Annotated in this window: 14 protein-coding genes; all 14 read left to right on the top strand. The window is 41.2% G+C overall.

The features are described from left to right. Positions 1-464, top strand: a 464-nt coding sequence (locus HP456_RS12755; protein ID WP_446680272.1) for a helix-hairpin-helix domain-containing protein, incomplete at its 5' end; no start/stop codon positions are given. 183 nt (positions 465-647) lie between these two features. After that, the gene (rimP, locus tag HP456_RS12750; RefSeq protein WP_172251655.1) at positions 648-1,115 is read left to right on the top strand and encodes a ribosome maturation factor RimP; all 468 of its coding nucleotides are present in this window, start codon (positions 648-650) and stop codon (positions 1,113-1,115) included. A gap of 38 nt (positions 1,116-1,153) precedes the next feature. Continuing rightward, on the top strand, positions 1,154-2,287 hold the full coding sequence (gene nusA / locus HP456_RS12745; protein WP_172251653.1) for a transcription termination factor NusA: 1,134 nt from the start codon (positions 1,154-1,156) through the stop codon (positions 2,285-2,287). Between the two features lie 12 nt (positions 2,288-2,299). Next, positions 2,300-2,569 (top strand): RNase P modulator RnpM, encoded by a 270-nt coding sequence (gene rnpM / locus HP456_RS12740; protein WP_172251651.1) that lies wholly within the window; start codon positions 2,300-2,302, stop codon positions 2,567-2,569. A gap of 10 nt (positions 2,570-2,579) precedes the next feature. Then, on the top strand, positions 2,580-2,882 hold the full coding sequence (locus HP456_RS12735; protein ID WP_172251649.1) for a YlxQ family RNA-binding protein: 303 nt from the start codon (positions 2,580-2,582) through the stop codon (positions 2,880-2,882). A gap of 20 nt (positions 2,883-2,902) precedes the next feature. Next, the gene (gene infB / locus HP456_RS12730; RefSeq protein WP_172251647.1) at positions 2,903-5,086 is read left to right on the top strand and encodes a translation initiation factor IF-2; all 2,184 of its coding nucleotides are present in this window, start codon (positions 2,903-2,905) and stop codon (positions 5,084-5,086) included. Further along, the gene (locus tag HP456_RS12725) at positions 5,083-5,361 is read left to right on the top strand and encodes a DUF503 domain-containing protein (protein WP_172251645.1); all 279 of its coding nucleotides are present in this window, start codon (positions 5,083-5,085) and stop codon (positions 5,359-5,361) included. Before infB ends, HP456_RS12725 begins: the two co-directional genes overlap by 4 nt. A gap of 58 nt (positions 5,362-5,419) precedes the next feature. After that, positions 5,420-5,791, top strand: a complete 372-nt coding sequence (gene rbfA, locus HP456_RS12720) for a 30S ribosome-binding factor RbfA (RefSeq protein ID WP_172251643.1) — start codon at positions 5,420-5,422, stop codon at positions 5,789-5,791. Positions 5,792-5,878: 87 nt separating this feature from the next. After that, entirely contained in the window at positions 5,879-6,787 is a 909-nt protein-coding gene (truB, locus tag HP456_RS12715) for a tRNA pseudouridine(55) synthase TruB (RefSeq protein WP_172251641.1), read from the top strand. 18 nt (positions 6,788-6,805) lie between these two features. Beyond that, positions 6,806-7,750, top strand: a complete 945-nt coding sequence (gene ribF, locus HP456_RS12710) for a bifunctional riboflavin kinase/FAD synthetase (protein ID WP_172251639.1) — start codon at positions 6,806-6,808, stop codon at positions 7,748-7,750. Between the two features lie 135 nt (positions 7,751-7,885). Beyond that, positions 7,886-8,155, top strand: a complete 270-nt coding sequence (rpsO, locus tag HP456_RS12705; RefSeq protein ID WP_034760125.1) for a 30S ribosomal protein S15 — start codon at positions 7,886-7,888, stop codon at positions 8,153-8,155. Between the two features lie 329 nt (positions 8,156-8,484). Next, positions 8,485-10,605 carry a polyribonucleotide nucleotidyltransferase gene (pnp, locus tag HP456_RS12700; protein WP_172251637.1) on the top strand — a complete coding sequence of 707 codons (2,121 nt, stop codon included), beginning with the start codon at positions 8,485-8,487 and terminating at the stop codon, positions 10,603-10,605. A gap of 127 nt (positions 10,606-10,732) precedes the next feature. After that, entirely contained in the window at positions 10,733-11,737 is a 1,005-nt protein-coding gene (locus HP456_RS12695) for a polysaccharide deacetylase family protein (RefSeq protein ID WP_172251635.1), read from the top strand. Between the two features lie 31 nt (positions 11,738-11,768). After that, positions 11,769-12,638: M16 family metallopeptidase (locus HP456_RS12690; RefSeq protein WP_172251633.1), on the top strand; the 870-nt coding region annotated here is incomplete at its 3' end.

Genomic DNA, 12,638 nt, shown 5'->3' with positions numbered 1-12,638 from the left:
TACACCATGCTCTGTTATACTACGCAGCTTACTTTACTGTCCGTGCAGAGGACTTTGATATCGAAGCAATGGTCAGGGGCTCACAGGCGGTAAAGGCCAAGATAGATGAGATCAACAGTAAAGGACTTGATGCATCTCCAAAAGAGAAGAACACGCTCACTGTGCTGGAATTAGCCCTGGAAATGTGCGAGCGGGGTTATAAGTTCCAGAAAGTGGATCTGTACCGTTCTGATGCATCGGAATTTATTATCGACGGGGATACATTGATTCCCCCATTTAACTCGATACCGGGACTTGGTACAAATGCAGCACTGAATATTGTAAAGGCGCGTGAAGATGGAGAGTTTCTATCCAAAGAAGATCTTCAGCAGCGCGGAAGGGTATCTAAGACCATTATCGAGTATTTAGATAATCACGGATGTCTTGAAAGCTTGCCTGACAAAAACCAATTATCACTCTTCTAGCCCCGTCCAATGGGAATTGTTTGCATAAACATGTGGATTATGGTATATTTTTATTGGAAATACTAAAGATAGCTCTAAAGCAGAAGAGTGGGGTCGCACCCCACTCTTTCGTTATTACATGGAGATTTTTAACGATTATTTCTAGTCTTGGTGCAAGATTTTCATATAGACCAGGAGGTAAGTATGAGCAAAATAATGACACTAGTAGAAGAACTTGTTACACCCATCCTAGATGATCTGTCACTGGAACTCATTGACATGGAATATGTTAAAGAAGGGTCCAATTGGTTCCTTCGTGTATTCATAGACAAGGATTCAGGTGTGGACATTGAAGAATGTGGAATAGTCAGCGAGCGATTAAGTGAGAAACTGGATGAAATCGATCCTATTCCCCACAATTATTTTCTTGAGGTCTCTTCACCGGGTGCAGAACGCCCATTAAAAAATGAAAAGGACTTCCTGAAATCAATCGGTAAAAATGTTTACGTGAAAACCTATGAGCCGATTAATGGGGAAAAGACTTTTGAAGGTACCCTGCTTTCCTACTCTTCAGAGCAATTAGCGTTGGAAGTAACAATCAAAACACGAAAAAAGAAGGTTGAAATTCCTGCAGATAAAATCGCTATAGCAAGATTGGCAGTTACTTTTTAAAAGGATGCAACCGTATTATAAAGGGGGATGACACCACCATGAGCACTCAGTTATTAGATGCTCTTACTGTTTTAGAGAAAGAAAAAGGCATTGCCAGAGATGTGATTATTGAGGCAATTGAAGCAGCATTGGTTTCGGCTTATAAAAGAAACTTTAATCAGGCACAAAACGTCCGCGTAGATCTTAACCTTGAAACAGGGACCATGCGGGTTTTCGCTCGTAAAGAAGTTGTAGATGAAGTATTCGATTCGCGTCTTGAAATTTCAGTTGAAGATGCAGGAGAAATCAATCCAAGCTATGAAGTAGGCGACGTTGTAGAGTTGGAGGTTACACCAAAAGACTTCGGGCGAATTGCTGCGCAAACGGCGAAACAGGTTGTTACACAGCGTGTAAGAGAAGCTGAACGCGGGATCATTTATTCTGAATTCGTTGATCGTGAAGAAGATATTATGACAGGCATCGTACAGCGCCAGGACAACCGGTTCATTTATGTAGCTTTAGGCAAGATTGAAGCACTTCTTCCTGTAAGTGAACAAATGCCAAATGAAACATATAAACCTCATGACCGGATCAAAGTGTTTATCACAAAGGTAGAGAAGACAACTAAAGGTCCTCAAATCTTTGTTTCCCGTACGCATCCAGGTTTGTTGAAACGTTTATTTGAAATTGAAGTACCGGAGATTTTTGATGGTACGGTTGAAATCAAATCTGTTGCTCGTGAAGCTGGTGACCGGTCTAAGATCTCCGTCCACGCAGAAAATTCCGAGGTTGACCCGGTTGGGGCATGTGTGGGGACCAAAGGAGCAAGGGTACAAGCGATTGTCAATGAACTGAAAGGTGAGAAAATCGACATTGTACAGTGGTCGGAAGATCCGGTTGAATTTGTAGCAAATGCCTTAAGTCCATCAAAAGTCCTGGATGTTCAGGTGAATGAAGAAGATAAAGCGACCAGAGTGGTTGTACCGGATTATCAGCTTTCACTCGCAATCGGAAAACGCGGTCAGAATGCTCGCCTCGCAGCAAAACTGACAAACTGGAAGATTGACATCAAGAGTGAAACCGACGCCCGGGAACTTGGTCTATATCCTCGTGAAGAAGCATTTCTACCGCAAGATGACGAGGAAGAGTACGATAACGAACCTTTAAATATTGATTTCGATGATCAAGATTAAGAGGTGAAAATCATGGCTGGCAGCAAAAAGATACCATTGCGCAAGTGTGTAGCAACTGGTGAAATGAAACCAAAAAAAGAAATGATCCGGATTGTCCGCTCTAAAGAAGGAGAAGTATCAATCGATCCTACAGGAAAAAAATCAGGTCGAGGTGCTTACCTTTCTAAGGATAAAGCCGTCATATTACAAGCAAAAAAGAAGAATACTTTAGCCAATCAATTACAAGCAAAGATAGACGATTCTCTTTATGACGAATTGATCAGTCTTGTAGAGAAGGAGTAACGTTTAGCGTATGAAACAAGATCGTTGGATGTCACTTTTAGGGTTGGCAAATCGGGCACGTAAGATTATTTCAGGTGAAGAACTAGTTATCAAGGAAGTTCGGAGCGGACGGGCAAAACTTGTGCTCCTTTCCAGAGATGCTTCTGCAAATACTCATAAGAAGGTCACAGACAAATGCAAGTCTTATCATGTGCCGGTCAGTTTAGTGGAGGACAGGTATGTACTGGGGAATGCAATTGGAAAAGAAGCCAGGGTGGTAGTAGCATTATCCGATGAAGGCTTTGCCAAAAAAATATCTGAAATGCTCGATTGAATCTCAATGGGGGTGAACATATGAGCAAGACGCGTGTTTATGAATATGCAAAAAAATATAATGTTTCAAGCAAGGACGTCATTTCGAAATTAAAGCAACTAAATATTGAGGTATCAAATCATATGGCAACAATAGAAGATGACACAGTGAAAAAACTGGATTCTATGTTTTCCGGTAATTCTAAAACCCAGGGTAAAACGCCTCAAAAGAATTCAAATCAAAAACAAAGCGCTGCTAAATCAGATGATTCTCCTAACAAGGATAAGGTGAAATCAGCACCTAAGAACCGCGAAGGGAAAAAACATGATCAGCAGTCCCAATCAAAGGAGAAAAAAGTTTTCAATAATAATAACCAAAACAACAAAAAAAATAGAAATAACAGAAACAATAAGCAAAACAAAAACTTTAAACCGGCACCTCAGCAGCAACAGCCAGCCAAGAAAAAGGAGCTTCCTTCAAAAATCACATTTTCTGAGTCATTGACGGTTGCTGAACTTGCCAAAAAGCTTCATAAAGAGCCTTCTGAAATCATCAAAAAGCTCTTCATGCTTGGTGTCATGGCAACGATCAATCAGGAACTGGACAAAGATTCTATCGAATTGATCGCCGGTGAGTACGGTGTGGAAGTTGAAGAAGAAATCAAAATCGATGCTACAGACCTGGGTGTTTATTTTACTGAGGACGATGCAGGTCAATTACAGGAGCGTCCTTCCGTAGTCACGATCATGGGGCATGTCGATCATGGTAAAACGACACTTCTGGATTCAATCCGCAATACGAAGGTAACTGCAGGAGAAGCAGGCGGGATCACCCAGCATATCGGTGCTTATCAAGTAGAAGTCGAAGGCAAGAAAATTACTTTCCTTGATACACCTGGACATGCTGCTTTCACTACAATGCGTGCCCGTGGTGCTCAAGTAACGGATATCGCGATCATTGTAGTTGCTGCTGATGATGGTGTTATGCCACAAACAGTAGAAGCAATCAACCACGCAAAAGCTGCTGAAGTACCAATCATCATTGCTGTGAATAAAATGGACAAGGAAGCCGCTAATCCCGACCGCGTAATGCAGGAATTGACGGAATATGAACTGGTTCCTGAAGCATGGGGTGGAGATACGATCTTCGTACCGCTGTCCGCATTATCCGGAGAAGGAATTGACAGCTTACTGGAAATGATCGTTCTTGTAAGTGAAGTGGAAGAGCTTAAAGCTAATCCAGGGCGTCTTGCTCTGGGAACAGTCATCGAGGCACAGTTGGATAAAGGCCGCGGTTCTGTTGCTACGCTGCTGGTACAGAACGGTACCCTTAAAGTCGGAGACCCAATTGTTGTAGGAAACACTTTCGGCCGTGTCCGTGCCATGGTCAATGACCTTGGACGCCGAGTCAAGGAAGTCGGTCCTTCAACTCCTGTCGAGATCACAGGATTAAATGATGTGCCGCAAGCCGGAGATCGTTTCGTAGTATTTGAGGACGAGAAAACAGCCCGTTCAGTTGGTGAATCCCGTGCTTCACAAGCTCTGCAAGCCCAACGCGGAGAAAAATCAAAAGTAAGTCTAGAAACGTTATTTGAACAAATGAAACAAGGCGAAATGAAAGACCTTAACCTTGTCCTTAAGGCAGACGTTCAGGGGTCTGTTGAAGCACTGGCTGCTTCCCTGTTGAAGATTGAAGTAGAAGGTGTGAAGATTAACATCATACACACAGGCGTAGGTGCAATCAATGAGTCTGATATTACACTTGCTTCCGCTTCGAATGCCATTGTCATCGGCTTTAACGTCCGCCCTGATGTAAATGCAAAACGTGCTGCTGACGCAGAGGGTGTAGAAATTCGCCTGCACAGAATCATCTATAAAGTCATGGAAGAAATCGAAGCTGCAATGAAAGGGATGCTCGATCCTGAATTTGAAGAAAAAATTATCGGTCAGGCTGAGGTCCGTCAGACATTTAAAGTGTCTAAAGTTGGGACGATTGCGGGAAGCTATGTAACAGAAGGGAAAATTTCTCGTGACTCAGGCGTCCGTTTGATCCGTGACGGCGTCGTCATTTTCGAAGGTGAACTTGATGCCCTTAAACGTTTCAAAGATGATGCTAAAGAAGTTGCAAGAGGTTATGAATGTGGAATTACGATTAAAAACTTCAATGATGTTAAAGAAGGCGATGTAATCGAAGCCTATGTTATGGAGGAAATCACTCGTAAATGATCACATATGTTGAATGTGAGTGCATGATTCATGATTCTCACTCTTTAAAAGAAAAAAGAGCTGTTTTACAGAGGGTCCTTACCCGGCTAAAGCAGAAGTATAATGTAGCTGTTTCGGAAATCGATCATCAGGATGTCTGGCAAAGGACCAGGATTGGCATTGTGACTGTCTCTTCATCTAAGGCATCCAGTGAAAGAGAAATAGAAAATGCATTAAAGTTTATTGATTCTTTCCCTGAATGGGAAAGGACCGATACAATCAGGGAATTCATTTAAAATTGAATCACACTCACGATTCAATGCACACTAATGACAGAATTATGGGGTGATATTGATGAGCCATCGTGCGAATCGAGTTGGCGAGCAAATGAAAAAAGAGCTCAGCGATATTATCGGACGAAAAATTAAAGACCCGCGTATTGGATTTGTCACGGTAACAGATGTTCAGGTTTCCGGGGATCTTCAGCAGGCGAAAGTATACATTACTGTTCTTGGCGGTGAAGACCAAAGAGAAAATACATTGAAGGGTCTGGCGAAGGCGAAAGGGTTCATTCGCTCCGAAGTCGGGCAGCGGGTCCGTCTCCGCAAAACTCCGGAAATAATCTTTGAGTTTGATGAATCGATTGAATATGGTAATCATATTGAAACTTTACTTCGTAAAGTGCAAGATGATCCGGATGAAGATTCACAGAATAAAGACGAGTAAGCTGAAAGGACTGATCCATGCGGGAATCTTATTTTCGTAAGGGTCAGTCTTTTTGTATGGAAATGTTTAATGAATGGAGGTTTACGTATGAATGGAATTTTACCGTTATGGAAACCCAAAGGCATGACATCACATGATTGTGTTTTTAAACTGAGGAAATTGCTTCGTACTAAGAAAGTCGGCCATACGGGGACACTCGACCCTGAAGTATCCGGAGTGCTGCCGATTTGCATCGGAAAGGCAACAAAGATAGCAGAGTATATTACTTCTGCAGGAAAAACATATGAAGGGGAAGTGACGCTTGGTTATTCCACTACCACAGAAGATGTGTGGGGGGAAGTGGTTGAAACCAAATCTGTTTCAGTTCCTATAGAAAGAAGCAGAGTAGAAGAGGTATTGAGAAACCTGGAAGGTGAAATTACACAGACTCCTCCAATGTACTCGGCTGTAAAAGTACATGGGAAAAGACTTTATGAATATGCCAGGCAAGGAATAGAAGTGGAGAGACCGTCCCGGAAGGTCCATATACACCATTTGGAACTTCTGGAAGGATGGTCTGAACTGGATGAGAGACACCCTTCTTTCACCTTTAAAGTTACATGCAGTAAAGGTACATATGTAAGGACCCTAGCAGTTGAAATCGGAGTGCAGCTGGGCTACCCTGCTCATATGTCTGCGCTGACACGAACGAAATCAGCAGTCTTTACTGAAGCTGATTGTTTCACTCTGGAACAAGTCGCTGAGTTTGTCCAAAGCGAAAGGGCTGATGACCTTCTATGTCCATTGGAAACAGGGGTTTCTCATTTGCCGAAAATGGTAATTAGTGATACATTAGCAGAGAAAGTGAAGAATGGTGCACGCTTGGAAGAGCCTGGGGATTGGCCGCAGGATTCAGAAGTGGTGATGGAGCATGATGGCCGTGCCATCGCTATTTATCAGTGCCATCCAGACAAAAAGGGTGTTATTAAGCCTGTTAAAGTACTATTCAACGACTAGTGAAAAAGGTGAAATACTGTGAAAATAATAACCGTACATCATCCTCATTCGTTCAATAAAGATGACTTTCCACCCCTGGTCATGGCACTGGGTTATTTTGACGGCGTCCACAAAGGACATCAGAGGGTCATCAATACGGCTGTAGAAAAGGCAAGGGAACAAAATGTCCACAGTGCTGTCATGACATTCGATCCCCATCCTTCAGTTGTATTGGGACATAAGCACAAACATATACACTTTATAACCCCTCTTGAGGATAAGAAGGAGATCATTGAAGGTTTAGGGGTGGACTATTTATTTGTGGTTCGTTTCACTTCAGAGTTTGCCAGCCTATTACCTCAGGAATTTGTGGACCAATATATCATAGAATTAAATGTAGTGCATGCAGTTGCAGGATTTGATTATTCATATGGCAGGATGGGTAAAGGGACGATGGAAACCCTCCCTTTTCATTCAAGGGAAAGATTCACTTTTACGACGGTCCCAAAATTCACTGAAGAAGAAAACAAAGTGAGCTCGACGAATATCCGTGAATACCTCAAAGAAGGGAATATTATAAAGGTCACCAAATTATTGGGCAGGCCATACAGAATGAAGGGCACTGTTATACATGGTGACAAACGAGGAAGGAAAATCGGTTTTCCGACAGCTAATATAGAGACGGCTCATTCCTACTTAACCCCTGAAAACGGCGTTTATGCCGTTCGGATGAAAATTCATGACAAATGGTATAATGGTGTCTGTAATGTAGGTTTTAAACCTACATTTAAAAACCCTGACGAATATTCATTGTCCATCGAAGTTCATCTATTCGATTTCCATTCATCGATCTATGGGGAAGAAGTATATATTGAATGGTTTGAAAGAATAAGAGATGAACAGAAATTCTCGGGTATTGAAGAATTAATCACTCAAATTCAAAATGATAAAGAAACGGCAATTCGTTACTTTTCGGGAATTTGAAGTAATCACTTGATTTTTGTAGAAAAAAGTAGTATTCTAAATAGCGTATGAAATGAACCTTTGCTTGGCTTCACGATTCACCAACGTATGCTCAGTAACAGGGGATTTGAAAGAAATTATTAGGAGGTGAAAAGGATGGCTATCACTAAAGAACGTAAAAACGAACTTATCAGTGAATACAAAGTACATGAGAACGATACTGGATCTCCAGAAGTTCAAATTGCTGTCCTGACAGAAGAAATTAACAATCTGAACGATCACTTACGCGTTCACAAGAAAGATCACCACTCTCGTCGCGGTCTTCTTAAAATGGTAGGTCACCGTCGTAATCTTTTATCTTACCTGCGTAAGAAAGATGTACAACGCTACCGTGAGTTAATTAACAAATTAGGTTTACGTCGATAATCAGAAACAAGGAAGCGGGAATATTTCCCGCTTTTTCTTTAGTTTTTATAAGTGGAAATCTTTGTATGAAACACCATGATTTTTTTGGAAGAACTCGATGTGGTGGTATTCTTACGGTGTGTTTTTGTCTACAATACATAATAAGGAACGCTTGACTATTTATTTATATAAAAGGGCATTCAGCAGCCTGGAGTAACGGAAGACTTTAATATCCTGCTATTTGAATATAACGGCACTTACGTGCATGATATAGATTACTGAATTTATTTATAACGGGTAAGGTAAAACCGACACCCTTTAAGTGATGTATAAAGAGAGGGGTACACTTTATGGAACAAACTAAACAAACCTTTTCCATCGATTGGGCTGGAAGAGAATTAACTGTGGAAGTCGGCCAATTGGCTAAACAAGCCAACGGAGCGGTATTGGTACGCTATGGAGATACAGCAGTACTAAGCAGTGCAACTGCCTCTAAAGAGCCAAAGCCATTGGATTTCTTCCCTTTAACAGTCAACTACGAAGAAAGATTATACGCTGTTGGTAAAATCCCTGGAGGATTCATCAAGCGAGAAGGTCGTCCAAGTGAAAAAGCAATCCTGGCCAGTCGATTAATCGATCGTCCAATCCGTCCGTTATTTGCAGACGGCTTCCGTAACGAAGTTCAGGTCATCAGTATGGTGATGAGTGTAGATCAGAACTGTTCATCAGAAATGGCGGCTATGTTCGGGTCATCACTTGCTCTGTCAGTGTCTGATATTCCATTCGAAGGTCCGATTGCAGGTGTGATTGTAGGACTTATCGACGGTAAGTTCATCATTAATCCGTCTGTGGAACAGTTGGAAAAGAGTGAAATCCATCTGTCTGTGGCAGGAACGAAAGATGCTATCAACATGGTTGAAGCAGGTGCAGATGAAGTTCCTGAAGAAACGATGCTTGAAGCAATCATGTTCGGCCATGAAGAAATAAAACGGTTGGTTGAATTCCAAGAAGAAATCGTTGCAAAAGTCGGGAAAGAAAAGGTAGAAATTAAACTTTTCGAACTTGATCAGGATTTGGAAACAGAAGTCCGTTCACTTTGTGAAAAAGAATTAATCCCAGCCATTCAAGTTCAGGAGAAACACGCCCGCGAAGAAGCGATCTCAACAGTTAAAAGTAATGTTATCGCAGCTTTTGAAGAAAAGGAAGCGGAAGATGATACACTGAAGCAAGTGAAGAAGATCCTGGATAAACTTGTTAAAAACGAAGTCCGCCGCCTCATTACTGAAGAAAAAGTCCGCCCTGATGGCCGTAAAGTAGATGAAATCCGTCCGCTTTCTTCTGAAGTCGGAATACTGCCGCGAACACATGGTTCCGGTCTCTTCACACGTGGACAAACCCAGGCACTCAGCATTTGTACATTAGGTGCTTTAGGGGATGTTCAAATTCTTGATGGATTAGGAATTGAAGAATCCAAACGCTTCATGCATCACTACAATTTCCCTCAATTCAGTGTCGGGGAAACAGGACCGATCAGAGGTCCTGGCCGTCGTGAAATCGGGCACGGTGCATTAGGAGAACGTGCTCTTGAGCCGATTATACCAAATGAAAATGATTTTCCTTATACAATAAGACTGGTTTCCGAAGTTCTTGAATCCAACGGTTCGACTTCACAAGCAAGCATTTGTGCCAGTACTATGGCTATGATGGATGCAGGTGTTCCCATTAAAGCTCCTGTAGCAGGGATTGCGATGGGTCTTGTGAAATCAGGTGAACACTATTCTATTCTTACGGATATTCAAGGAATGGAAGATTTCTTGGGGGACATGGACTTTAAGGTAGCGGGAACTTCCAAGGGTGTTACCGCCCTTCAAATGGATATCAAAATCGAAGGGTTATCAAGAGAAATTCTTGAAGAAGCACTTCAGCAAGCAAAAATCGGAAGAATGCAAATCCTTGACAGCATGCTTTCAACACTGGGAGAAGCTAGATCATCGCTTTCTCAATATGCTCCAAAAATTCTTACAATGCATATCAATCCAGACAAAATCCGTGATGTTATTGGTCCTAGCGGTAAGCAAATCAATAAGATCATTGATGAAACTGGGGTTAAGATTGATATTGAACAAGATGGAACCATATTCATTTCTTCTACTGATGAAGAAATGAATAAGGTTGCAAAGAAAACAATCGAAGATATTGTAAGAGAAGTTGAAGCTGGCCAAATGTATCTCGGAAAAGTAAAACGAATTGAAAAATTCGGTGCTTTCGTAGAAATCTTTGCCGGAAAAGACGGTTTGGTCCATATTTCTGAAATTGCAGAAGAACGTATCAGAAAAGTCGAAGATGTTGTTGCAATTGGCGATGAAATCCTAGTTAAAGTTCTTGATGTAGACAATCAAGGAAGAGTTAACTTATCAAGAAAAGCAGTTTTGAAAGAACAACGCGAAAAAGAAGAACAAAATCAAGCATAACGTTTGATAGACAGGCTGTCCTGTATGGAGTACATTCTCCCGACAGGCAGCCTTTTTCTATTCATTTAAACTGCGTTCTACCTTGTCCAATAAACACATATGTTTAAAGGAAGGAAGGTGAACCGAGTTGGAAAAAAAGTACTTGATTGGAATTTGTGTAATTGCTATTCTGACATTATTAGCTGTAGAAAATCCTTTATCGGATGAATATGTACAAAGCCTAAAACAGGGAGTTGTATCAGTTAGCGGCAGTATTAGTAATGAAGAGCTTTCTCAAAAAATAAAAGCAGCAGCAGAAAACAACTCTTTTCCTGCCCAAGATGCCAAAATTGATTCTGTGTGGAAGGCAACTCCGGGTTATAACGGGGTAAAAATAGATGTCCAAAAATCGCTCCAAAATATGAAGAAGGACCTGGCTTTTTCTGAAGAAAAGCTTGTTTATAAACAAATCCGACCTGAAAAGCATCTTTCTGATTTACCTCCTTCCCCTATTTACAGAGGTAATCCAGATAAGCCCATGGTATCCTTTGTAATTAATGTTGCGTGGGGAAATGAACATATTCCCGATATGCTTGCTACTTTGAAAAAGCATCATATTTATGCTACCTTTTTTCTAGAGGGCAGGTGGGTAAAGAATAATCCGGACTTAGCGAAAATGATCGTTGATGCAGGACATGAGGTAGGAAATCATTCATATTCACACCCAAATATGGAGATACTCGAAACAGTTAAAGTCGTGGATGAGCTGAAAAAAACAAACGAAATCATTGAAGTGACGACTGGAGAAAAGGTGAAATGGTTTGCACCTCCAAGCGGCAGTTACAGGGATGAAGTTGTTAAGATCGCTCACGAGATGGATATGGGCACCATCATGTGGAGTGTTGATACAATTGATTGGCAAAAGCCTCAGCCAGATGTACTGATCAACCGGGTGATGTCCAAGCTGCATAAAGGCGCCATAATCCTTATGCATCCAACTGCTTCCACTGCAAATTCGCTAAACAGCTTGATTGTTCAAATAAAGGACAAACAGCTTCGGCTGGGAACGGTTTCGAGTTTATTTAAAGAAGAAAGAATCCTTGAGAAAATTGATAATTCGCCTGAACAGGGAAATGTTAAGGATAACTCATAATTTGCTGCACCATGAATAGGAGGAACACTTTTTGATAAAGAAACATACATGCCAGAATGGACTAAGAATCGTTTTAGAAGAAATACCTACTGTCCGATCAGTCGCGATCGGTATTTGGATCGCCACTGGTTCACGGAATGAAGTACGAGATAATAATGGTATCTCACATTTTCTCGAACATATGTTCTTCAAAGGGACAAAAACCAAGTCTGCAAGAGAAATTGCCGAATCATTTGACAGTATCGGCGGGCAGGTAAACGCTTTTACCTCTAAAGAATATACATGCTACTATGCTAAAGTGCTTGATAATCATGCAAAATATGCCTTACATACTTTGTCTGATATGTTTTTTGATTCCGCGTTTGACGAAGAAGAAATGGATAAAGAGAAAAATGTTGTTTACGAAGAGATAAAAATGTATGAAGATACTCCGGATGATATTGTACATGATCTTCTTAGTAAGGCTATTTATGAAGAGCACTCACTCGGTTATCCAATTTTAGGTACTGAAGATACTCTTAGTACGTTTAATAAGAAAAAATTAAAACAATATATGCACGATATGTACACCCCCGATCAAGTGGTTGTATCCATAGCTGGTAATGTGGACGAGGGTTTCATAAAGGAAGCAGAAGATTTATTTGGGTCATATGAAGGTGGAAAAGGACCCGGGGAAAAGAGTCAGCCTTCATTTCATTACAACAAGCTTGCACGGAAAAAAGATACCGAACAAGCCCATCTTTGTCTGGGTTTTGACGGATTTCAAATTGGACACAACGATATATACAACCTGATTGTATTGAATAATATTGTCGGCGGCAGCATGTCATCCCGTCTTTTTCAGGAAGTAAGGGAGCAAAGAGGATTGGCATATTCCGTATTCTCTTATCATTCAGCTTAT

Source organism: Bacillus haikouensis (assembly GCF_013179555.1).
GTDB classification, from domain to species: Bacteria; Bacillota; Bacilli; order Bacillales; family Bacillaceae_B; genus Rossellomorea; species Rossellomorea haikouensis_A.
The sequence above is the reverse complement of the archived record's forward strand: the minus strand, read 5'-3'. Positions and strand labels throughout refer to the sequence as shown.

Excerpts from the sequence above, each read along its gene's own strand:
- rimP (WP_172251655.1), top strand. The coding sequence starts at position 648 with ATGAGCAAAATAATGACACTAGTAGAAGAACTTGTTACACCCATCCTA.
- nusA (WP_172251653.1), top strand. The coding sequence starts at position 1,154 with ATGAGCACTCAGTTATTAGATGCTCTTACTGTTTTAGAGAAAGAAAAA.
- rnpM (WP_172251651.1), top strand. The coding sequence starts at position 2,300 with ATGGCTGGCAGCAAAAAGATACCATTGCGCAAGTGTGTAGCAACTGGT.
- HP456_RS12735 (WP_172251649.1), top strand. The coding sequence starts at position 2,580 with ATGAAACAAGATCGTTGGATGTCACTTTTAGGGTTGGCAAATCGGGCA.
- infB (WP_172251647.1), top strand. The coding sequence starts at position 2,903 with ATGAGCAAGACGCGTGTTTATGAATATGCAAAAAAATATAATGTTTCA.
- HP456_RS12725 (WP_172251645.1), top strand. The coding sequence starts at position 5,083 with ATGATCACATATGTTGAATGTGAGTGCATGATTCATGATTCTCACTCT.
- rbfA (WP_172251643.1), top strand. The coding sequence starts at position 5,420 with ATGAGCCATCGTGCGAATCGAGTTGGCGAGCAAATGAAAAAAGAGCTC.
- truB (WP_172251641.1), top strand. The coding sequence starts at position 5,879 with ATGAATGGAATTTTACCGTTATGGAAACCCAAAGGCATGACATCACAT.
- rpsO (WP_034760125.1), top strand. The coding sequence starts at position 7,886 with ATGGCTATCACTAAAGAACGTAAAAACGAACTTATCAGTGAATACAAA.
- pnp (WP_172251637.1), top strand. The coding sequence starts at position 8,485 with ATGGAACAAACTAAACAAACCTTTTCCATCGATTGGGCTGGAAGAGAA.